Raw genomic sequence first — 21,677 nt, 5'->3', positions numbered from 1 at the left:
AGAGCGGCGAGCTAGGCCGCGCCTGCCCGAAAGTCAAGAAAATGCGGGTTCAGCGAATCAATCATCCCCGTAGTCGTAGGCCATGTGATCGGGCGCAAGGTCGCTGAAGCGGGTGATCCGCGCCTCGAACTTGAGGCGCACCTTGCCGGTGGAGCCGTGGCGCTGCTTGGCGACGATCAGTTCGGCAAGGCCGAAAACGCGTTCCATCTCAGCCTGCCAGGCGGCATGGGCTTCCTGCACCTTGGCGTCGTCAGTGCCTTGCGGCACCTTGGGTTCGCGCGATGCGACGTAGTAGTCTTCGCGGAACACGAACCAGACCATATCCGCGTCCTGCTCGATCGAGCCCGATTCGCGCAGGTCCGAAAGCATCGGGCGCTTGTCGTCGCGCTGCTCGACCGCGCGGCTGAGCTGCGAGAGCGCGATGACCGGCACGCCGAGTTCCTTGGCCAGCGTCTTGAGGCCGCGGCTGATCTCGGAGATTTCGTTGACGCGGTTGTCGTTGGCGCGGCCCGAGCCTTGCAGCAACTGCAGGTAATCGACCACGATGAGGCCGATGTCGTGGCGGCGCTTCAGCCGGCGGGCGCGGGTGCGCAGCGCGCCGATGGTGAGCGCCGGCGTATCGTCGATGTAGAGCGGCAGTTCAGCCAGCCTCTGGCTCGCGAAGGAGAGCTGCTGGAAATCCTCGCGGCTGATGCGGCCCATGCGCAGCGCTTCGGAACTGATGCCCGATTGCTCGGCCAGAATACGCGTGGCGAGCTGATCCGCGCTCATTTCGAGGCTGAAGAAGGCGACACTCGCGCCGACGCGCTTGTTCGCGGGGGTTCCGGACTGCTCCTCTTCCATCCACCGTGCGGCGCAGTTGTAGGCGATGTTGGTGACGAGCGAGGTCTTGCCCATGCCCGGACGTCCGGCAAGGATGATCAGGTCGCTGTCATGCAACCCGCCGATCTTCTCGTTGACCGAGGTGAGGCCTGTCGTCTTGCCCGAGATATGGCCGCCCGAAAGCAGCGCTTTCTCGATCATTTCGAGCGAGGCGCGCGTGGCAATGCCGAAGCTCTGCGCCTCGTTTCCGGACTGCGCGCCTTCCGCCACGGCATAGAGCGCGGCTTCGGCCTGCTCGATCTGCTTGAGCGGCGCGACCGTCTCGCTCGTGTCCATCGCGCCGGTCACGAGGTTGCGCCCGACCGTGATCAGCTCGCGCAGGAGGGCCAGATCATAGATCTGTTCGGCCAGCTCCTTCGGGGCAAGCAGGCCCTGCCCGTCGGCCGTCAGCCGCGCGAGATAGGCGGTGCCGCCGAGTTCCTTGAGGCCCTCGTCCGCCTCGAAATAGGGCTTGAGCGTGACCGGGGTGACCACCGCCTTGCGGTCGATCAGCGCCTGGATTCGTTCGTAGACCCGGCCGTGGACCGGCGCGAAAAAGTGCTCCGCGCGCAGCGGGGTGGGCAGTTCCTCCAGAATGCGGTTGTCGATCAGCACCGCGCCGAGAAACGCGGCCTCCGCCTCCACGTTGGCAGGAAGCGAGGCGGCGGGGGAACCGGATTGATCGGGCTCACGCAGGGGGATCGGCTGGACGTTGGACATGCGAGCCTTGTGAAGGAGCGCCGCCTCCGCGGCAAGCGGCGCGGAGGCCACACCGCCTGTGGATAGCGGGGAGGGATCGCGAAAGAGCGCGGTTTCCTTCCGCAAATGGCTTGCCCGCGCGGGACGCGTCTGCAAGACACTGGCCGCCATGGCCGACCCGCGCATTTCGCATATCGAGCTCGACGAAGCGACGATCGTGTGGCGCAATGCCGATATCGAGCAGGAACGCCGGATCGCGATCTTCGATCTGATCGAGGAGAACACCTTCCGCCCCGTGCGCGCGGCTGCAGCGGGCTATGAAGGCCCCTATCGCCTGCGCCTTTCGGTGGACGACGGCCGGCTCGCGCTGGCGATTGCGGCGGACGACGGCAATCCGCTCGAAACCATCGTGCTCGGGCTCGGGCGTTTCCGCCGTCCGATCCGTGATTACTTCGCGATCTGCGATTCGTACTATCAGGCGATCCGCCGCGCGACCGCGCAGGAGATCGAGACCATCGACATGGCCCGCCGCGGGGTCCACAACGAAGCGGCTGAACTGCTGCTCGAACGGTTGGAGGGCAAGATCGAGACCGATTTTGCCACCGCACGGCGGCTATTCACCCTGATCTGCGTCCTGCATATCAGGGGATGAACAGCCCCCAAGACTAGACCCTGCGAGGCGATTCAGCGTGAACAACCCCGGAAAACCAGCGCGTTGGCGCGTGTGGATCCTGCTGGCCGTGGTGCTGCTGGCCGGTGCCGCGCTGGCTGGCTGGTGGGACGCGCGACGCTGGGAGCCTGACCGTGCGCGGTTTCCCGTGCAGGGCGCCTGGCTCGATGCGCATGACGGTGCCGTCGAATGGCCCTCGCTCAAGGCGCATGGGGCAGATTTCGTCTACCTCACCGCCAGTGAGGGCGCGGGCCGGCGCGACGAGACGTTCACCGCAGGGCTCGACGCTGCACGCAAGGCCGGGCTGCAGGTAGGCGCGGTTCATGTCTATGATCTTTGCGCTCCGGCGGATGCGCAGGCTGGCAGTTTCGTGATCGTTGTGCCGCGTGATGATGCCTTGCTGCCCCCCGCGGTCATGCTCGATCTCGATTCGCGATCCTGCCCGCAGCCGCCGGGCGAAGCGGCGATGCAGAGCGAATTGACGACGTTCCTCAACCAGATCGAGAAGCATACCGAACGCCCGGCGATCCTGATGATCTCCCGCACGTTCGAGGCGCGCTACCATCTCGCCGCGCGGCTGGATCGCAACCTGTGGGTGGCGGGCGATTTTCTCGAACCGACGTATGCCGGGCGTCCTTGGGTGATGTGGACCGCAACGACGCGGCTGCGCGTCGCCGGCGTGGCCGGCCCCTTGCGGTGGGTGGCGGTACACCGATGAGCGAACCGATCACCGATCTTGTTGCCGCCGCCATCGAAGCTGCGCGCAATGCCTATGCGCCTTATTCGGGCTTCCACGTCGGCGCGGCACTGCTGTTCGATGATGGCGCGGTGGTGCAGGCCGCCAATGTCGAGAACGCAAGCTACGGCCTCTCGCTCTGCGCCGAAGCCAATGCCGTGGCCCGCGCAATGACCGAAGGACGGCGCGGCGGGCTGGTCGCGGTTGCCATCGCCGGCGGCAAGGCAGACGCGGCAGGGGCGATTGTGCTCGGGCCTGAGCCGGTCATGCCCTGCGGGCGCTGCCGGCAAATGCTGCACGAACTTGCGGCATTGGGCGAGACCGATCCCGAAGTCATCGGCACGGCCGACGGGTCGCTGACGCGGTTGCCGCTCTCGGCCCTCTTGCCCCATGCCTTCGGACCGGCCAATCTGGCCTGAACGTCTTTCTTCCCTTCCCAGCATACCGGAGCGCCGCATTGGCCATTCTTTCCGACAAGTGGATCCGCACGCAGGCCTTGGCACACGGCATGATCGAGCCGTTCGTGGAGAGCCAGCGCCGCGATGGCTGCATTTCCTACGGCCTCTCCTCCTATGGCTATGATGCGCGGGTGGCGGACGAGTTCAAGATCTTCACCAACATCGATTCGTCGGTGGTCGATCCCAAGGATTTCGATTCGAACTCGTTCGTGGACCGCAAGACGGACGTCTGCGTGATCCCGCCCAATTCCTTCGCGCTCGCCCGCACGGTCGAATACTTCCGCGTGCCGCGCGACGTGCTGGTGATCTGCCTTGGCAAATCGACCTATGCCCGCTGCGGGATCATCGTGAACGTGACGCCATTGGAGCCGGGCTGGGAAGGCCACGTGACGCTGGAGTTTTCCAACACCACGCCGCTGCCTGCGAAGATCTATGCCAATGAAGGCGCATGCCAGTTCCTGTTCCTGCAGGGGAACGAGCCGTGCGAGGTGAGTTACGCCGACCGCGCGGGCAAATACATGGGGCAGCGCGGGGTGACTTTGCCGAAGCTTTGAAATCACGAGAAAAACGGGAGAGAGAAATGGCAACGAGCAAGGCCGAACGGCCCTTCGACATTATCGTCTATGGCGCGACCGGCTATACCGGGCGACTGGTGGCAGAGTACCTCGCGCGTCACTATGGCAAGGATGGCCCGCGCTGGGCGATGGCCGGGCGCAGCGCGGAGAAACTCGCCGAAGTGCGTGATCTGATCGGTGCGCCGGCGGATACGCCGCTGGTCGTGGCCGATTCGAATGATCCGGCAAGCCTTGCCGCCATGGCGGAGCAGACCCGCGTGGTGGTGACCACGGTTGGCCCGTATCAGCTCTATGGCGAACCGGTGCTGCGTGCCTGTGTCGCGGCTGGCACGGACTATGCCGACCTCTGCGGCGAGCCGGTGTGGATGCGCCAGATGGTCGATGCGCTGCACGATCAGGCGAAGGAAACGGGCGCGCGGGTGGCGTTCTCCTCGGGTTTCGATTCGATTCCCTTCGATCTTGGCGTCTTCATGCTGCAGCACGAAGCCAAGGCGCGCTTCGGAGCGCCGGCGCCGCGCGTGAAGTGCCGCGTGCGGGCGATGCAGGGCGGTTTCTCTGGCGGCACGGCGGCGAGCCTCGGCGCAACGCTCAAGGCGCTCGGTGCGAACCCTTCGCTGATCCCGATCATGACGAGCCCCTTCGGCCTCACCCCCGGTTTCGAAGGGCCGGAGCAGCCGACGGGCGACAAGCCGTTCCTCGATGATGCGACCGGCAGTTGGGCTGCGCCTTTCATCATGGCGGTGATCAACACCAAGAACGTCCACCGCACGAACTTCCTGCGCGGACATCCTTATGGCGCAGATTTCGTCTATGACGAGATGATGCTTACCGGCCCGGGCGAACAAGGCCAGGCGATTGCCGACCATATCGCGAAGACGCCGATGATCGGTGGTCCGAACGATCCCAAGCCCGGCGAAGGCCCCACTGCGGAAGAGCGGCTTAACGGCCACTACGATGTGCTGTTCGTCGGCGAAATGCCCGATGGCCGCGAGATCCGCTATGGCGTCAAGGGCCGCTATGATCCGGGCTACGGCTCGACCAGCCGCATGCTGGCCGAAACAGGCATCGCATTGCTTTCGTGTGAGGCGGAAGGCGCGATCGCCACGCCGGGGGCTCTGCTGGGTGAAGCGCTGGTAGAGCGCCTGCGCGCCCATGCCGAAATCACCTTCGCGCCCGAGTAAGGCCTGACGGACCGCCTGCTGCGCCAGAGGGGGGGGGGCGCGCAGCAGGCGATCCGAACCGCCGAGTCGGCCCGTTCAGGCAGCTTCGGCGTAAGCCTCGGCTTCGGCGGCAATCAGGATATCGGCGAGCATCCAGTACGCCTCGCCCCAGGCGGCGAGCACTTCGTCGGTGGCGATTTCGGCGCCGACGACATCGCGAATCGCTGGCAGCAGCGCTTCGGCGACATAGGGATAGTGCTCTGCGCGCACCCCGGTTTCGACATGGCGACGCACCATCCTGGTGACTGCCGAGCCAAGCTTTTCGAGGTGATCGATGTTCTTCGCATAGGCGAGGATCGCGTTTGCCAGACGGCGCGGCTGCTCGCCGCTTTCCTGCGCGGCAGCATCGAACATGTCCTTCACATCCGCGTTCACGAACAGGCGCTTGTACATCGCGGTGGTGATGGCGAGCCCGTGCTGCTCGATGAGCGGAGCGGTGGCCTTGACGATGGTGCGGGCATGTTCGGAAGCGGTGCGCATGGGTTCTCTCCAATCCAGTATTTAAAATACTGGTATTTAATCTGCTTGATTTAGGCAAGCGAAAAATGGAATCAGGACAGCGCCATGCAGCTCACCCAGCACACCGATTTCGGCTTGCGTCTGCTAGTCGTGCTTGCCCGTGATGGGGGCTCGATCAGCTTGCCCACGTTTTCCGCGCAGCAGGGGCTGAGCTATCACCATGTCGCCAAAGTGGCGCAGGCGCTGGTTTCGGCGGGGTTTGCTGTTTCACGTCGCGGGCGTAGCGGCGGAATCGCGCTGGCGCGGCCGGCGGCGCAGATCACCGTCGGCGAAGTGGTGCGCACGCTCGAAAAGGGCATGCGGCTCGCGGACTGCGCGACTTGCGCCTTGCGCACGGATTGCGCGCTCAGCGGCGTCCTGGCCGAGGCGCTTGAGGCCTTCCTCGCCGTGCTTGATCGCTACACGCTGGCTGCTGTTTCCCGTGAAGGCGTGCCGGCGTTCGCGCCGTGGGCCATGCTTCCGCAGCCGATTTCCTGCGCGATCAGCGAGGCTTCCTGAGCGCCGCCACGCAGGCAGCACGATCCACATCACGCCCGTCACCGCGCCGCGCATCGACAAACGTGGCGATGGGGCGGCCGCCTCCATCAGGCGGGTAGAGGTAGGCATCGAGCACGCAGGGCGTGCCGCTCCATTGCAGCTTGCGCGCGTCGCCCTCGCGCACGTCGAGCCGGGGCGCGCCGAACTGGCGGGTGAGCGCATCGGCGTCGGCCCCGATCACCCCTTCGAGCCCGGGCAGGACCTGAATGTGCGGGCGGGGACGCTGCGTCTGGATCGCGGCGGGCGGTGCTGGGCGGATAGCCTTGGGCGGCGGCGGTGGAGCCGGCAGGGGGCGCACCGCGTCTGTGCTGCCGCCACATGCGGCGAGCGCGAGCAGCGCCGGAAGCGCAAGCCACTGGTATGCTTTCATGACGTCGGCCAATCGCCGCTGCGCTGCCTTGTGTCAACGCATCCGGCTGGCAGGGCCGCTCTTCGCAGCGCAGCATTGCACCGCCTCGCCCCGCCCGCTACGGCCTCACTCCAAGAGTCCTGCCATTTTGTCGCCAGCCTGGAGTAACCGGATGAGCCCTGCCCCCGCCCGTTTCGATGTGATCGCCATCGGCAATGCCATCGTCGATGTCATGGCTCCGGCGGCGGAGGATGACATCACCCGGCTGGGCCTTGCCAAGGGTGGCATGACGCTGATCGATACCGCCCGCGCGCACGAACTTTATGAAGCGATGGGCCCCGCGCGCGAGATTTCCGGCGGCTCGGCGGCAAACACGCTCGCGGGCCTCGCGGCGCTGGGCGCGCAGTGCGCGTTCATCGGCCAGGTTGCCGATGATCAGCTGGGCGAAGTCTTTGCCCATGACATCCGCGCCGGCGGGATCGCGTTCGAGACGCCCGCGCGCGGGGATGATCCGGCAACCGCGCGCTGCCTGATCTTCGTGACGCCGGACGGCCAGCGCACAATGAACACCTATCTCGGCGCTTCGCAGTACCTGCCCGCCTCCGCGCTCGACGAAAGCGTGATCGCCGATTCGTCCGTGCTCTATCTCGAAGGCTATCTGTGGGATCCGGAAGAGCCCCGCCGTGCCATGCGCCGCGCCATCGCGGCGGCACGCGAAGCCGGGCGGCAGGTTGCCTTCACGCTGTCCGACGGCTTCGTGATCGCGCGCCACGGCGATGACTTCCGCGCGCTGATCGCGGCAGGCGAGATCGACATCCTGTTCGCCAACGAGCACGAACTGGCGGCGCTGACCGGTGAAGATGACTTCCACGCTGGAATCGCGCAGCTGGCGCCCAAGGTGCCGGTGCTGGTCGTCACCCGCAGCGAAAACGGCGCGCATGCTGTCGCGCACGGGGAACATGTTCATGTGCCTGCCGAGCCGGTCGAGCGTGTGATCGACACCACCGGTGCGGGCGATCTCTTCGCGGCCGGGTTCCTCTTCGGCCACGTGCGCGGGCGGGGTCTGGCCGATTGCCTGAAGCTTGGTGCGATCTGCGCGGCGGAAGTGATCTCGCACTATGGCGCGCGGCCGGAGGCGGACCTCGCCGCGCTGGTGGCCGAGCGGCTGGGCTGAAATTCAGGTCGGCTGGCGCGCTAGTTCGCGCCAGCCGATATCGCTGCGCCAGAAGCCGTCGTCGAAGCGGATTTCCACTAGCGCGGCAAAAGCGCGGTCCCGCGCCTGCTGGAGGTTCGCGCCCGTGGCCGTGACATTGAGCACCCGGCCACCTTTGGCGACGAGCGCGCCCTCTGCCGTGGCAGCGGTGCCGGCGTGGAACACCTTTGCGCCATGGGCTTCGGCGGCGGAGAGGTTCTCGATCAGGCCGCCGCTGGCGGGCGTCACCGGGTAGCCCTTTGCGGCCACGACAACTGCCATGGCGTGCGCGGCGGACAGCGCGGGTGCAGCGGCACTGGCCAATTCGCCGCGCGCGCAGGCATCCAGCAGCGTCACGAGATCGCTCTCCAGCCGCATCATCAGCACCTGGCATTCGGGATCGCCGAAGCGGCAATTGTATTCGATGAGCTTCGGGCCGTCCGCCGTCAGCATGAGCCCGGCAAACAGCACACCCGAATAGGGCATCCCCGCCTCGGCCATCGCCTTGACGGTCGGCGCGATGATCTCGGCCATCGCGCGTGCTTCCAGTTCTGCGGTGAGCACCGGCGCCGGGCTGTAGGCGCCCATGCCGCCGGTGTTGGGGCCGGTATCGCCCTCCCCCACCCGTTTGTGATCCTGCGCGGAGCCGAACGCGACAATGGCGCTGCCGTCGGTGATCGCGAAAAGGCTCACTTCCTCGCCTTCGAGGAATTCCTCGATCACCACTTCGGCCCCCGCGCCGCCGAACGCGCCGCCGAACATGTCGTCGATCGTGGCTGCAGCTTCCTCGGCGGTCTGGGCGATGACCACGCCCTTGCCCGCCGCAAGTCCATCGGCCTTGATCACCACCGGCAGCGAGAACCCGGCCAGCGCGGCGTGGGCCTCAGCGGCGCTCTTCGCGCGCACATAGCCCGCTGTCGGGATGCCTGCGCGCGTGCACATGTCCTTGGTGAAACCCTTGGAGCCCTCGAGCTGCGCTGCCGCTTTGCCGGGTCCGAACACTGCAATCCCGGCGGCGCGCAGCGAATCGCCGAGGCCATCGACCAGTGGCGCTTCCGGGCCGACGATCACGAGCGCGACCCCGTGCTCAGCGCAAAACGCGGCAACCGCCGCATGGTCGGTGAGCGGCAGCGCCACGCAGCCGCCATGTCCGTGCGCGGCAATCACCTCGGCGATGCCGGGGTTCCCCGGCGAAGCCCACAACGTGGTGCAACGCGGCGATTGCGCCAGCTTCCACGCCAGCGCATGTTCGCGGCCGCCCGAGCCGATGAGCAGGATATTCATGCCAGACATGCCGCCTTACCGTGAAGAGAATGCCGGGCTGTTAGCCGCCCAGACTGCGGGCGACAACGCCCCGGCGCTGTCGATCAGCGAGATTTCCCAGTTGCTGAAGCGCACGGTGGAGGACCGTTTCGGCTTCGTGCGCGTGCGCGGGGAGCTTTCGGGTGTGAAGCGGGCCGCGTCGGGGCACCTTTATCTCAGCCTCAAGGACGAGAACGCGCGGCTCGACGGTGTGATGTGGCGCGGCGGCGCGCAGCGGCTGGGCTTCGTGCCGGAAGATGGCGTTGAAGTGATCGCGACGGGCAAGCTGACGACCTATCCGGGGCGCTCCAACTACCAGATCGTGATCGAGCGGATGGAGATTGCCGGCGAAGGCGCGCTGCTCGCGCTACTTGCCAAGACCAAGGCGAGGCTGGAAGCGGAAGGGCTTTTTGCGCCCGCGCGCAAGCGGCCCCTGCCCTACCTGCCGCGCGTGATCGGCGTTGTCACCTCGCCCACGGGCGCGGTGATTCGCGATATCCTGCACCGCCTGCGCGATCGGTTCCCCACCCATGTTGTCGTTTGGCCGGTGCTGGTGCAGGGACCGGGCGCGGCGGCGCAGATTGCAGCCGCAGTGCGCGGATTCTCCGCATTGGCGCCGGGCGGACCGGTCCCACGGCCTGATCTGGTGATCGTCGCACGCGGGGGCGGCTCGATCGAAGACCTGTGGTGCTTCAACGACGAGGATGTGGTGCGCGCCATCGCCGCCAGCACGATCCCGACGATCAGTGCGGTGGGGCACGAAACCGATACAACGCTTGCTGACTTCGCAGCCGACGTGCGCGCGCCCACGCCGACCGCTGCGGCCGAGATCGCGGTGCCGGTGCGCGGCGAGCTGATCGCAGGGCTCGCAGACCTGCACGCCCGCAAGAGCCGCGCGGTGGTGCGGCTGCTGGCCCTCTCGCGCGAGCGGCTGGAGCAGCGGGCGCGGCGGTTGCCCGAACCACAGGCCTTGCTCGACGGACAGGCGCAGCGACTCGACGATCTGGGAGACAGGCTGCGCCGCGCATTGGTGCACCGCACCGGCCTCGCTGCAGCACAGCTTGCGCAGCGTTCGGCGGGCTTGCGGCCTGCGGTGCTCGAAGCGCGGCTGCGGCAGGGGCGGGAGCGGCTCGCCGCGCAGCGGCTGCGGCCAGCGCTCGTGCAGCAGCGGATCGAAGCGGGGCAAACCGCCCTCCTCGCACTGGACCGGGTGCGCCGTTCGCTCGATCCCAAGGCGCCGCTGCGGCGCGGTTATGTGCTGGTGACCGATGCGAACGGGCAGCTGGTCCGTTCGCGCACGGTCGCTGAAGCGGCAAGCCTGCTCCATCTCGAGTTCGGCGACGGCGTACTTGATGTGGTGCCCGCAGCCTCGCCAGCCAGCCCTGCGCCTCGTGCCGCTCCGAAGCCACGCGGGGCTGCACCGGGCGATGCCCAACCGAAATTGCTATGAGTCGAAATTGCTTTGAGCGCCATGACGCACTAGGTTGCCGCTCATGTTGATGAATCCTGCCAATCGCCTCGCGCGCCTGCACTACTTGCCTAGCCATTTCCGCCAGATCGGTGCGGGCGATCACGTGCTTTGCGCGGTGAGCGGCGCGCGCATCGGGCTCGACATGCTGCGCTATTGGAGCGTGGAGCGACAGGAAGCCTACGCCAGCGCCGAAATCGCGACGCGCCGCCTGCTCGGCGAGGAATGATCGGGCCAAAGCCGTTTCCGGCTGGCGCGCGGTTCACGCGCGCTGCGTTATCAGCCATCGCAATGCTTGGCGCGTGCGGCGCGAGTCAGGGCTCTGCCGGATCGCCGCCGGCTGTTTCAGGAGCTGTGCAGACCGCGCAGCCAGCCCCGTTGCCTCCAGCCGAACCGGCCGTTGGCGCGATCGGGGGCATGCAATATCGCGGGCGGCTTACCCAAGGCGGATGGATTCGCGGGACCGCTCCGAAGGGCACGCAGCGCATGTCACTTGGCGGCACCACGCTTCCTCTGGCGCCTGACGGCACGTTCTTCGCCGCGTTCGACCGGGACGCACCGGCCAGCCTTGTTCTGGCAGTGACAGCGGCCAGCGGCTTTTCCCTCTCGACCGAGCTGGCTGTTGCGCCGCGCAGCTGGCGGATCGAATCGGTCAATGTGGCCAAGCGCCCCGGCAAGTTGCCCGATGCCGAATTCAAGGCCCGGCGCGTAGCGGAGCTTGCCCGAATCGGTGCGGCCCGCGCCAGGGGAAGCGATGCCGAGGGTTGGCGACAGACGATGCTCTGGCCGGCGGCGGGCCGCATCTCCGGCGAATTCGGCGCACAGCGAATCTACCGCGGCGAACCGGGGGCCTATCATGCCGGCATCGATCTCGCGGCGCCGCAGGGGGCCGAGATCCGGGCCCCCGCAGACGGCGTCGTGACGCTCGCGGCCAGCGCCGCACCGTTCACGCTCGAGGGGCACCTGCTGATCCTCGACCACGGCATGGGCCTGACGTCAGCGTTTCTGCATTGCTCCGATCTGGTGGTGCAGGAGGGTGACACTGTGATGCAGGGCCAGCTGATTGGACACGTCGGCATGACAGGCCGCGCGACAGGGCCGCATCTGCACTGGGCGCTTACGTGGCGGGGGCGTCGGCTCGATCCCCGGCTGTTTGCCGCGCCATCACGCTGAATTTGCTGGGCTGCGCACGTTTCTTTCCTGAGAACACCCGGTTCGCGCAAAAAATTATCACCAAACCGATCCGGATGTAATTTCCGAGCGTGATAGCCAGTCCGGGACGATTGCCGACACGTTGCGAAGTGCTGACAGTGTGTTGCACTCTCGCCACATAGCAGGGACGTTTTGCAGATGCGTTGCAGAACATCCTTCCATGACCCCCGTAAAATCCACCAGTAAGCCCCACCGTTCCTCAGAGATCGAATGCCATCTGTCATGCCCGGCGCAGACCGGACCAGAGGCAATGTCGGTCGAGGGACTTCTTCCGGCGGCCTTGGGGATCCCATCAGGGGTTGGGGCCGCCCTTTGAAGGGACTGGACACGTGAAGACCAACAACAACGCCGCCTTGAGGGCGGGTGCCGCGCCTTTCGCCCTCGCGCTCGCGCTCGTTTCGGCTCCTGTTTTCGCGCAGGAAGCCGCTCCGCAGGCTGACACTGCTACCGAGACCAACGAACCCACCGCCATCGTCGTCACCGGCAGCCTTATCCGCAACCCGAACCTCGTCCAGGCCACCCCGGTCAACGTGACCACGGCCGACCAGATTGCCCTCAAGCAGTCGAACACCGCGGAAGAAGTTCTGCGTCAGGTTCCCGGTATCGTTCCGAACATCGGTTCGGCAGTGAACAACGGCGCGACCGGCTCGAACTACGTCGACCTTCGCGGCCTCGGTTCGAACCGCAACATCGTGCTGCTCGACGGCCAGCGCATCGTCCCGGCCGACCTTCAGGGCCGCGTCGACCTTAACAACATTCCGCTGGCGCTCGTCAGCCGCGTGGATGCCCTGACCGGTGCGGCCGTGACCACCTATGGTGCGGACGCGATCACCGGCGTGGTGAACTTCGTCACCAAGAAGGATTTCGCGGGCGTCGATATCGCGGTGTCGGACCAGATCACCGAGCAGGGTGACGGCAACTACTTCCGTGCCGACGTGACCACCGGCGTCAACTTCGACGACGGCCGCGGCAACGCGGTGCTGAGCATCGGCTACCAGAAGTCGAACCCCGTCTATCAGGGCGCACGCGACTTCTCGAACGTCCAGCTCGACAGCTTCTCGGGTACGGCAGGCGGTTCGGGCACCACGGCCCCGTCGCGGTTCTCGATCAACGGCACCAATCGCCAGATCAACCCTGAAACCGGCTTCCTGAAGACCACTGGCGGGTTCAACGCCTTCAACTTCAACCCGTACAACATCTTCCAGACGCCGTTCCAGCGCTTCAACATCTTCGCCCAGGCGAACTACCAGCTCTCCGACGCTGTTGAAGTCTACACGCGCGGCCTGTTCTCGAAAAACACCGTCAAGACGATCATCGCGCCTTCGGGTCTCTTCGCCGAGAGCATGAAGATCCCCTTCAGCAACCCGTATTTGCCCGCGGGCGCTGCCGGCCAGTTCTGCGCCGCCAACGGCCTGACCGATGCGGAATGCGTTGCTGCCCGCGCCGCGACCGATCCGACGGATCCGAACTACCGCACCTTCAACACCGTGGTGCGTCGCCGCTTCGTCGAAACCGGCACCCGCAACTCGCAGTACACCACCAACATCTTCGACTACTCGCTCGGTTTCCGCGGCGCGCTGACGAAGACGGTGAACTGGGACGTTCGCGCCAGCTACGGCGAGAGCGACCGTCTGCAGACCATCACCGGTTACGTGCTGAAGTCGCGCGTGCAGGATGCCCTGCTGGCGACCAACCCGAACTCGTGCCTCAGCGGCAACGACGGCTGCGTTCCGATCAACCTGTTCGGCGCTGCCGGCTCGATCTCGCCGGAGCAGGCTGCTTACACGCTGTCGCCCTCGACTACGGCGAACAACACCTCGCTGCTCCAGGTCCGCGGCCTGCTTTCGGGTGACTTCGGCTTCACCGTTCCGACTGCCAGCGAGCCGGTCGGCTTCGCGGCTGGTGCCGAGTACCGCAAGTATCACGCAGCCCAGATCTCCGACACCCTGTCGAAGACCCCGGGTGAACTCGGCGGTGCGGGCGGTGCTGCTCCGGACATCGACGGTGCCTACAGCGTGTGGGAAGGCTACGGCGAACTCGTGGCGCCGCTGATTTCCGACAAGCCGTTCTTCAAGAGCCTGACCGCCGAAGGCGGCGTGCGCTACTCGAAGTACAGCGTCCGTGGCGGCGGGAAGACCGAAGCCTGGACCTACAAGTTCGGCGGCAGCTGGGAACCGGTTGAGCAGCTCAAGTTCCGCGGTAACTACTCGCGCGCCGTTCGTGCGCCGAACATCGCCGAACTGTTCACGCCGAACACCGTTGGCCTGACCAACCTCGCGGCTGATCCTTGCGCCGGTGCGGCTCCGCTGACCAATGCGAACCTCCGGTCGATCTGCCTTGCGCAGGGCGCTCCGGCAAACTCGATCGGTCAGATCCTCAACCCGACTGCGGCACAGGCCAACATCACTTCGGGCGGCAACATCAACCTGAAGCCGGAAAAGGCCACGACCTACACGCTCGGCGCCGTGCTTCAGAACCTGTCGTTCCTGCCGGGCTTCTCGGTTTCGGTCGACTACTACAACATCAAGGTCACCGATCAGATCGGTACGCCGCTTCCGGGTGACCTTGTCTCTGCCTGCTTCGGCAACGTTACCGCCTCCAGCGCGACGGACCCGGCTTGCACCATCATTCGCCGCGATCCGGCGACCGGCGGTCTCGACGGCAGCCCGGCGACGACGAAGGGCCTGTTCGGTGGTCTCACCAACCAGGGCAAGCTGTTCACCGACGGTCTTGACGTGATCCTCAACTACTCGCGCCCGATCGGTGCGGTGAAGTGGACGCTCAACGCCGTGGCGAACGTGACCTTCCACTCGAAGTTCAAGGCGACCCCGACGAGCATCGATCGTGAATGCGTTGGCCTCTACTCGGTGAACTGCTCGTTCACCGGTTCGATCCAGCCGCGCCACACCTGGTCCGTCCAGAACACGTTCAGCCTCCGTGGCATGGACCTGTCGCTGCTGTGGCGTCACCAGTCGAGCGCGCGCTATGAAGATGGCAACGCTTTCAACGGGACGATCCCGGCTGACAGCGGTGCGCTCAGCGGTCAGAAGGTCGACTTCAACAAGATCGACGCGTTCGACTACCTCGACGTGACGACGCGCTTCAATGTCGAGCAGTTCACCTTCACCTTCACGGTGCAGAACCTGTTCAACACGAAGCCGCCGATCGTCGGCAACACGATCGGTTCGACCTCGTACAACAGCGGCAACACCTATCCGTCGTCGTACGACGCTCTGGGTCGCCGCTTCGCGGTCGGCGCTCGCGTCAAGTTCTGATCCTCACCGATCAGAATGCCAAACAGGGGGCGGGCAGCAATGCCCGCCCCTTTTTTGTGTGCGCCGGCAGCAGGAGTTGACCTTCCGCCGGGCACGGTTGATGGCTGGGCGATGTCCGAAGATCTGGAAACCGCCGCACGGGCCGCTGCCGCTGCGCTGGGCGCAGGCCGAGGTACGGCGGCGGATTGCACCACGCTCGGGTGGTATCGCGCGGTCTCGGGCGATCAGGCCGGCGCCTTGGCGCTGTTCGAACGCGCGCTGCAGATGAACCCGCGCGAAGTGGAAGCCATGGTCGGCCTTGCCGGGCTTCACCGCGCCGCCGGCCGCCTGCGTGACGCCGCGCTCCGCTGCGATGCTGCCCTCGCCATCGCGCCGGGCTATGCCGAGGCCTGGCTGGAACGCGCTTTTGTGATGGCCGCTGGCGGGGTGATGGATGAGGCCAAGCGCTGCTATGTCGAGGTAATTGCCCTTGCGCCCACCCACGCCGGGCAGCGCGCGGCGGCGCATGCCGGGCTCGCCGCGATCGCCGCGCGCGACGGTGAGGCCGAGGCGGGCCGCCACCATGCCCGCGCGGCGCTGACGGACGATCCCGCCAATACAGCCGCGATTACCGCGCTGGCCACGATCGAACTCGAAGCAGGCGAGGCGCAGGCTGCGCGCCGCCTCGTCGAACCTGCGCTGGCGCGGATGCCGGAGCCTTCGCCAGAGCGGATGGAATTGCTCCACGCGCTGGGCGATGCCTGCAATCGCCTGCGCGATCCTGCCGCCGCGTTTGCCGCCTATGCCCGCGCCAAGCAGGACTTCGCGGTCATCCATGCTGCCACGTTCGCTGGGCGGCCGCCCCACCGCGAATTCATCGAGGGTGTTGCTGCGGGGCTGGCCGCGATGGATCTCTCGGGCAGGCCTGTAGGGGCGCCGCCCCCGCCAAATCCGCATATCTTCGTGCTCGGTTACCCGCGCAGCGGCAACACGCTGCTCGAAAACGTGCTGGCCTCGCTACCCGGTACGGCGGCGATCGAGGAAATGCCGACGCTGCGGGAGGCGGACCTGGCTTTCCTTGCCGAACCCGACGGCCTGCCCCGATTCGCTGCACTGGATGAGGCGGCACTTGCCCCTTATCGCTCCGCCTATTGGCAGCGTGCGGGGCAAGCGCTCGGCCGCGATCCGGCGGGCACCACGCTCGTCGACATGGACCCGCTCAAATCGATCCGCCTGCCGCTGATTGCGCGGCTGTTTCCTGCCGCAAAAGTGCTGCTCGTTCGCCGCGATCCGCGCGATGTGGTGTGGAGCTGCTTCCGCACCAGTTTCGCGCTCAGCAATGCGGCGATGGATTTCACCACGCTGGAAGGGGCGGCGCGGCATTATGATGCCCTGATGCGGCTGACTGAACTGGCCCTCGCCCGATTACCGCTCTCCGTTCTCGAGGTGCCTTATCACCGCATGGTGCAGGACTTTGACGTGATGACGCGCGAGATTTGCCAGTTCGTCGGCCTCGCATGGACCGACGATCTCAGGCGCTTCGATCGCACCGCCCGCGCGCGCGGCGTTTCCACCGCCAGCGCGCGGCAGGTCCGGCGCGGCCTGTTCGATGGCACGCGGCAGTGGGAACCCTATGGCGAGTACCTCGCGCCGGTCATGCCGATCCTGCAGCCGTGGATCGAGAAGCTGGGTTACGCGACGTGAAGAAGCGGGACTTATAGCAATGGCAGGGGCGCATCCATTGCGATGCCGGCCCCGCGCGCGACCTCGACCGCCCAGCCATGCACCATATCGATTTCGTCCGCATGCGCTGCGCGGGCAGCAGCATATTCGCCGCGACGCTGATCGGGCGTGAAGGCCGCGCCGGATTTGGAATGCCGGGTAAATGCAGGCCCCGCCGCGATCCGCGCGATCGCCGCTGCGTCCAGCGCCAGACCATAGTGCGCGGCGGCTGCGGCAATCGCGCGCGCCGGATCGCCGGTCAGCTGTTCCGAGGTCAAGGTGCGCAGCCGCGCCGGACCAATCCTTGCCGCCAGCGCGGCGAACAGCCGGTGCTGCGCGAGCCAGCCCGTGGCGGCAACCTGCAGGTCGCTCTGCCGGAACACGTCTTCCGGCGTGATGCCGAGCGGGGCGACGATGCCGGCCTGCAGGTAACCCTCCATCAGCTCGCGAACCCAGAGGCGGCAAGGCAGGCCTTTGCGCACTACCGAAACAAGGAAGGTTTCGAGCGGGGCATGAAGGAACAGGGCGCGCGCATCCGGCGCCAGCGCCAGCAGCAGTTCGGCAAAGGGATTGAGCAGGTTCGATGGTTTGACCACCACGCTCTCCCCCGCTGCGAATGGCCGTGCGAGCAGACGCAGGGCGAGATCTGCGCTCCTGGCAACCGCAGCGGGCGGCGCTCCGCGCCTGCGCATGCCAACCACATCGTTGAGAATCACCGGTTCGGAAAGGCCCATCGCCACGCCGGGTTCGGCAAGGGCCCGCGCAAGGAGAGTCGAGCCGCAGAAGGCGGAGTGGAACAGCAGGCCAAGCCGGGGCTTGCCGGGAAAGCGCGCCAGAAGCTGGGTGGCGGGCACATCGACCTGCGGCGGCATTGCGCCGAAATGCGCGGTAAAGCCATCGTCGGTCAGAAAGGCCATGGCGGCATGGGCCGCGCGCGGCACGCGGGCAAAACGGACCGCATCGGTCCCTTCGACCAACCGGTGCGCGAGCCATTCGGCATCGGAAGGATCGAACGGAGCGGATGCCATGCGCCAAGCCTTACGGCGCACGGCGCGCTGCTGCAACGCCGCTTGCCTGACAGGCGCGGGGCTGTAGACACTTTCGCCGATGAAATCGCAAACTATCGATCGGGCCAGGGCTCAGGCCGCCAACGCCCGCGCCATGGCCGCGCTGCGCGCCGGTGATGCACCGGGCGCGATCCTTGCCGCGCGCGAAGCTGCCGAGGCTGATCCCGGGGCGCTTTCGTTGTGGATCAATCTGGCGCTGGCCTGCCGCATGGGTAGCGATCTTGCCGGCGAGCGGTTCGCGCTGGAACGCGCGCTCGACCTTGATCGGCTCGATTTCACTGCGCAGCTCCGCATGGCGCAACTTCTCCAGCGCGAAGGTGAAGAGACCAAGGCGCTGATCGCGTGGGACGGCGTGCAGCAGCTGGCCCAGCACTTCCCGGGCCTGCCGGAACCGGTGCGCGCCGAGCTGGCAGCGGGTGAGGTTTTCTGCGCCAATCTGCGCTCTCGCATCGCGGAAGCCACGAATGCCGCGCTGTCCTTCGATGCCGAAGCACGCGATGAAACCGAACGCCGGCGGATCGACGCCTTTGCAGCAGCCGCGCTCGGCCAGCGGCGTATCTATGTCAATGAATGCGCCGGGCTCCACTACCCGTTCCTGCCTGCCGACGAGTTCTTCGATCGGCGCCATTTTCCTTGGTTCGCGGTGCTGGAAGCCGAGGCCGGCGCGATCCGAGCCGAACTGGACGCCTTGCTGGCGGAACCGGGCGAAGCCATCCGGCCTTATGTTCGCATGGAGCCGGGCAGCCCCGAGAACAAGTGGACCGCTCTCGATGGCTCGCTCGATTGGTCCGCCTGCTTCCTGTGGGAATACGGGGTTCCGAATGCGGCCGCGATCGAGCGTTGCCCCCACACGGCGCGGGTACTGGATAGCTTGCCACTGGCGCGGATTCCCGGGCGCGCTCCGAATGCCTTCTTCTCGATGCTGCGCCCGCGCAGCCGTATTCCCGCACACACCGGCGTCACCAACACGCGGGCGATCGTCCATCTCGCGCTCGATGTCCCGCCGGGCTGTGGTTTCCGGGTTGGCGGTGAAACGCGCCAATGGGTCGAAGGCCAGGCCTTCGCCTTCGACGACACCATCGAGCATGAAGCATGGAACGACAGCGATGCACGGCGCGCTGTGCTGATCATCGATGCATGGAATCCGCATCTCTCCGAACGGGAGTGTGCTGCAATAACCGCATACTTCGCGGCGAATGATGCGGCGCTAGGTTAACACCGCGCGCTGCCTTGCCCGCGCCGCGGCGTCACGGTACAAATGCGCATTCCCCGAATTCAGAGGACCATCACGCATGCCTGCGTCATTTCTGTTCGCTCTTGCCGCTGCTGCGGCGACCACGGCGGTTTCCGCCACAGAGCTTCCGGCGCTCGAGAAGGACCCGACTGCGATGTCGCAATCGGAAATCCGCGCCTTCAACAAGGGCCGTTCGGTCAACGATCCCGATTTCATCCGTTGCCGCCGCAGTGAGGAAACCGGCTCGCTCGTCCACAAGACCTTCACGTGCCACACCATGTCGCAGTGGGCGGCCATGGAACGGCAGGGCAACCAGACCGCGCGCGATACTTATGAGGCGATGACCAGCAAGTCGATCAATCAGGCGAACTGACGGCGTAGTGCTGGCCCGGCTAACCGGCAGGGCCAGCACTACTGCGCAAGGCGCACCACGCGCACATAGGCGCCCTTGTCGATGGAGGCGAGGTAGCTGCCCAGCGTGCCGCGCCTGATGCGGATGCCCACGCCTGGCCGTGCGAAGGCATTGCCGCCGTCGGTCTGCTTCCAGCGCGCGCCATCGGCCAGCGTGAAGATCGCGAGGCCATCGCCGGTATCGCGCACCGCCGAGATTGTGCTCTCGATTTCCTTGACCTCGTCGCCGTCCTTTTCGGCCCCGCCGAACAGCTTGAGCTTGGGCAAGGTGAAGCCGAACAGACCCTTCTTGGTCTCGCGGATCGTGGCACGGTCAGCGACGACGATGTCTTCCTTGTCGCGCGCTGCGGCGAGCGCGGCGACGCTCCGGTCATAGCACGCGAGGCGTTCGCTGTCGGTCGTCAGCGCCCGGCAGTTGACCACCGCTTCGAACACCTGCGGCAGCTCCTTCGGCAGCGCGGGCTTGTCCCTCGCGACAAGCGGTGCGGCGGCAAGCGCGATCGCCCCAAGGGCAATGCAGCTCGGCATAGGGCGAAGCATGGTCTTTCCTTTCCACGGGGGGCTTGCGGGACGCCTTCTTCGCGCGCGTCGCAGCGAAGGTCAATCGAACCCTCGCGGCCCGGTAAGGTGCAGGCCGTTTCGCGGCACGGCGCACCTTGTAATCGGCGAGCCCGTAACCATCTGGCCGGAACAAGCGAATGGTACTGCGGCACCACTGTGTCCCGGTTCACACCCGGGCCGGGACCAATGCGGCAGAGCCTGTGCCAGAGCGGTGCGGCCATCCGCGCATGCCAGGTTGGATGAAATGGAATGACGCTTTTCAGCAAGGATCTCGTTCGCTCTCTGGTACTGGGCTTCGCGCTTGGCTCGGTCGCGATGGTGTTTACTTTCGGCGTGCCGCAGGCGCAGGCCGCGACACCCGCTGCTACAATGCAGGTGCCGCGATGAGCCGCATGCGATTGCCGCTCCGCATCCTTGGCGGCGCGCTCGCCGCTTCGCTGGCGGCTGCCTGTCTCCAGCCCGCGCAGGCCGAGGCGGGGGTTTCCGCGCCGGCATCGGTGGCTCAGGCGAAGGAGGCCAAGGGCCTCAAGACCGCCGTGTTCGCCGGCGGTTGCTTCTGGGGCATGGAAGCGGTGTTCAGCCATGTGAAGGGCGTAAGCAGCGTGGTGTCCGGCTTCGAGGGCGGCAAGCGCACCGACGCGCATTACGAGATCGTCAGTTCCGGCACGACCGGTCATGCCGAAGCCGTGCGGATCACTTATGATCCGGCAGTGGTGCGCTACGATCAGCTGCTGCAGGTGTTCTTCTCGGTGGCGAGCGATCCCACCCAGCTCAACCGCCAGTACCCTGATACCGGCACCCAGTATCGCAACGCGGTCGTGCCGCAGAATCCCGAACAGGCGCGGGTCACCGCCGCCTACCTTGCTCAGCTCAGGAAGGCGGGCCTGTGGAAGCGGCCGATCGTGACGGCAATCGAGCCCAATCGCGGCTTTTTCGCCGCTGAGGACTATCATCAGGACTTCGCGCTGAAGAACCCGGATCACGGCTATATCCGCATGTGGGACGTGCCCAAGGTCGCCGCCCTCAAGCGCGCTTTCCCCGGGTTGTGGAAGCCCGATTTCACGCGCGGCTGAACCGGCAGCACGCCGGATTTGCGCTTAGCCGCAAGGCGGTTTATTTCCCTGTCATGGCGGGCCAACACAACCATCACGATTTTGCCGGTGACAAGCTGGTCGATGCAGCGCGCGGAACGCTACAGGCGGCTGGCGAGCAGTGGACGGATATGCGCAACGACGTGTTCGAGGCGCTGGCGGCCCACGAAAAGCCGGCATCGGCTTACGATATTGCCGAAAGCGTCGGCACGCGGCGCGGCAAGCGGGTCGCGGCGAACAGCGTCTATCGCATTCTCGACCTGTTTGTTCGCACCAATCTCGCGCGCCGGGTGGAAAGCGCGAATGCCTATGTGGCGAACAGCCACCCCGGCTGCCACCACGATTGCATCTTCCTGATCTGCGATGCCTGCGGCGAAGCGACGCACATCGATGATGACAGGCTGACGGGGGCATTGCGTGATGCGGCACACCGCGCCGGTTTTGCTGCTGTACGCCCGGTCGTCGAGATCCGCGGCCGCTGCGGGGCATGCGGTGCGGATGCGGGCGAGGGCTGATCGGCAATCAGTCAGTTTACCTGC

Annotated in this window: 23 protein-coding genes; 17 read left to right on the top strand and 6 right to left on the bottom strand. The window is 66.3% G+C overall.

From position 1 onward, the window contains the following. Positions 1-57 precede the first annotated feature (57 nt). The gene (locus tag ACO06X_RS11775) at positions 58-1,581 is read right to left on the bottom strand and encodes a replicative DNA helicase (protein ID WP_421836460.1); all 1,524 of its coding nucleotides are present in this window, start codon (positions 1,579-1,581) and stop codon (positions 58-60) included. Between the two features lie 148 nt (positions 1,582-1,729). Here ACO06X_RS11775 and ACO06X_RS11770 point away from each other — a divergent pair, with 148 nt between their 5' ends. From ACO06X_RS11770 to ACO06X_RS11750, 5 genes are read left to right on the top strand one after another with little or no spacing between them, the layout of a single operon-like run. Beyond that, a complete protein-coding gene (locus tag ACO06X_RS11770; RefSeq protein WP_421836459.1) occupies positions 1,730-2,212 on the top strand; it encodes a UPF0262 family protein in 483 nt (160 codons plus the stop codon). Between the two features lie 37 nt (positions 2,213-2,249). Then, positions 2,250-2,948 carry a glycoside hydrolase family 25 protein gene (locus tag ACO06X_RS11765; protein WP_421836458.1) on the top strand — a complete coding sequence of 233 codons (699 nt, stop codon included), beginning with the start codon at positions 2,250-2,252 and terminating at the stop codon, positions 2,946-2,948. Then, entirely contained in the window at positions 2,945-3,385 is a 441-nt protein-coding gene (locus ACO06X_RS11760; protein WP_421836457.1) for a cytidine deaminase, read from the top strand. The genes ACO06X_RS11765 and ACO06X_RS11760 overlap by 4 nt, the downstream gene beginning before the upstream one ends. A 38-nt stretch (positions 3,386-3,423) precedes the next feature. After that, positions 3,424-3,978 (top strand): dCTP deaminase, encoded by a 555-nt coding sequence (gene dcd / locus ACO06X_RS11755; RefSeq protein ID WP_421836456.1) that lies wholly within the window; start codon positions 3,424-3,426, stop codon positions 3,976-3,978. 26 nt (positions 3,979-4,004) lie between these two features. Then, positions 4,005-5,180: a saccharopine dehydrogenase family protein gene (locus tag ACO06X_RS11750; protein ID WP_421836455.1), complete on the top strand. Its 1,176-nt coding sequence runs from the start codon at positions 4,005-4,007 to the stop codon at positions 5,178-5,180. Between the two features lie 75 nt (positions 5,181-5,255). Here ACO06X_RS11750 and ACO06X_RS11745 read toward each other — a convergent pair whose 3' ends face one another. Continuing rightward, a complete protein-coding gene (locus ACO06X_RS11745; protein WP_421836454.1) occupies positions 5,256-5,699 on the bottom strand; it encodes a globin domain-containing protein in 444 nt (147 codons plus the stop codon). Positions 5,700-5,783: 84 nt separating this feature from the next. Between ACO06X_RS11745 and ACO06X_RS11740 the strand changes: the two genes are divergently transcribed. Further along, positions 5,784-6,236: an RrF2 family transcriptional regulator gene (locus ACO06X_RS11740; RefSeq protein WP_421836453.1), complete on the top strand. Its 453-nt coding sequence runs from the start codon at positions 5,784-5,786 to the stop codon at positions 6,234-6,236. On the opposite strand, the gene ACO06X_RS11735 is transcribed toward ACO06X_RS11740, so the two are convergent. Beyond that, entirely contained in the window at positions 6,220-6,645 is a 426-nt protein-coding gene (locus ACO06X_RS11735) for a hypothetical protein (protein WP_421836452.1), read from the bottom strand. The genes ACO06X_RS11740 and ACO06X_RS11735 overlap by 17 nt on opposite strands. Positions 6,646-6,796: 151 nt before the next feature. On the opposite strand from ACO06X_RS11735, the gene ACO06X_RS11730 reads away from it, so the two are divergent. Next, positions 6,797-7,798 (top strand): adenosine kinase, encoded by a 1,002-nt coding sequence (locus tag ACO06X_RS11730; protein WP_421836451.1) that lies wholly within the window; start codon positions 6,797-6,799, stop codon positions 7,796-7,798. 3 nt (positions 7,799-7,801) lie between these two features. Here the strand turns inward: ACO06X_RS11730 and purD are convergent, their stop codons facing one another. Further along, complete coding sequence (gene purD / locus ACO06X_RS11725; RefSeq protein WP_421836450.1) at positions 7,802-9,100, bottom strand: phosphoribosylamine--glycine ligase; 1,299 nt, start codon at positions 9,098-9,100, stop codon at positions 7,802-7,804. On the opposite strand from purD, the gene xseA reads away from it, so the two are divergent. From xseA to ACO06X_RS11700, 5 genes are all read left to right on the top strand, one after another. Continuing rightward, on the top strand, positions 9,099-10,568 hold the full coding sequence (gene xseA, locus ACO06X_RS11720) for an exodeoxyribonuclease VII large subunit (protein WP_421839895.1): 1,470 nt from the start codon (positions 9,099-9,101) through the stop codon (positions 10,566-10,568). The genes purD and xseA overlap by 2 nt on opposite strands. Before the next feature lie 43 nt (positions 10,569-10,611). Beyond that, entirely contained in the window at positions 10,612-10,815 is a 204-nt protein-coding gene (locus ACO06X_RS11715) for a DUF2093 domain-containing protein (RefSeq protein ID WP_298174342.1), read from the top strand. 257 nt (positions 10,816-11,072) lie between these two features. Further along, positions 11,073-11,759: a M23 family metallopeptidase gene (locus ACO06X_RS11710; protein WP_421836449.1), complete on the top strand. Its 687-nt coding sequence runs from the start codon at positions 11,073-11,075 to the stop codon at positions 11,757-11,759. A 368-nt stretch (positions 11,760-12,127) separates the two neighbouring features. Beyond that, positions 12,128-15,073 carry a TonB-dependent receptor domain-containing protein gene (locus ACO06X_RS11705; protein WP_421836448.1) on the top strand — a complete coding sequence of 982 codons (2,946 nt, stop codon included), beginning with the start codon at positions 12,128-12,130 and terminating at the stop codon, positions 15,071-15,073. Between the two features lie 111 nt (positions 15,074-15,184). Then, complete coding sequence (locus ACO06X_RS11700; RefSeq protein WP_421836447.1) at positions 15,185-16,756, top strand: tetratricopeptide repeat-containing sulfotransferase family protein; 1,572 nt, start codon at positions 15,185-15,187, stop codon at positions 16,754-16,756. 11 nt (positions 16,757-16,767) lie between these two features. Here ACO06X_RS11700 and ACO06X_RS11695 read toward each other — a convergent pair whose 3' ends face one another. Beyond that, positions 16,768-17,802 (bottom strand): hypothetical protein, encoded by a 1,035-nt coding sequence (locus ACO06X_RS11695; protein WP_421836446.1) that lies wholly within the window; start codon positions 17,800-17,802, stop codon positions 16,768-16,770. 79 nt (positions 17,803-17,881) lie between these two features. Between ACO06X_RS11695 and ACO06X_RS11690 the strand changes: the two genes are divergently transcribed. Together ACO06X_RS11690 and ACO06X_RS11685 are read left to right on the top strand one after the other, a co-directional pair. Next, on the top strand, positions 17,882-19,057 hold the full coding sequence (locus ACO06X_RS11690) for an aspartyl/asparaginyl beta-hydroxylase domain-containing protein (RefSeq protein ID WP_421836445.1): 1,176 nt from the start codon (positions 17,882-17,884) through the stop codon (positions 19,055-19,057). A gap of 76 nt (positions 19,058-19,133) precedes the next feature. Next, positions 19,134-19,448, top strand: coding sequence for a hypothetical protein (locus ACO06X_RS11685; protein WP_298174330.1), 315 nt, complete (start codon positions 19,134-19,136; stop codon positions 19,446-19,448). Positions 19,449-19,486: 38 nt separating this feature from the next. Here ACO06X_RS11685 and ACO06X_RS11680 read toward each other — a convergent pair whose 3' ends face one another. Then, positions 19,487-20,026 carry a hypothetical protein gene (locus ACO06X_RS11680; RefSeq protein ID WP_421836444.1) on the bottom strand — a complete coding sequence of 180 codons (540 nt, stop codon included), beginning with the start codon at positions 20,024-20,026 and terminating at the stop codon, positions 19,487-19,489. Between the two features lie 270 nt (positions 20,027-20,296). Here ACO06X_RS11680 and ACO06X_RS11675 point away from each other — a divergent pair, with 270 nt between their 5' ends. From ACO06X_RS11675 to ACO06X_RS11665, 3 genes are read left to right on the top strand one after another with little or no spacing between them, the layout of a single operon-like run. Further along, positions 20,297-20,434, top strand: a complete 138-nt coding sequence (locus tag ACO06X_RS11675; protein WP_421836443.1) for a hypothetical protein — start codon at positions 20,297-20,299, stop codon at positions 20,432-20,434. Then, on the top strand, positions 20,431-21,120 hold the full coding sequence (gene msrA / locus ACO06X_RS11670) for a peptide-methionine (S)-S-oxide reductase MsrA (protein WP_421836442.1): 690 nt from the start codon (positions 20,431-20,433) through the stop codon (positions 21,118-21,120). The genes ACO06X_RS11675 and msrA overlap by 4 nt, the downstream gene beginning before the upstream one ends. Positions 21,121-21,173: 53 nt before the next feature. After that, positions 21,174-21,653 carry a Fur family transcriptional regulator gene (locus ACO06X_RS11665; RefSeq protein WP_421836441.1) on the top strand — a complete coding sequence of 160 codons (480 nt, stop codon included), beginning with the start codon at positions 21,174-21,176 and terminating at the stop codon, positions 21,651-21,653. Positions 21,654-21,677: the final 24 nt, after the last annotated feature.

Source organism: Novosphingobium sp., assembly GCF_965229225.1.
GTDB lineage: Bacteria > Pseudomonadota > Alphaproteobacteria > Sphingomonadales > Sphingomonadaceae > Novosphingobium.
This window is presented reverse-complemented; position numbering and strand designations above follow the sequence as displayed.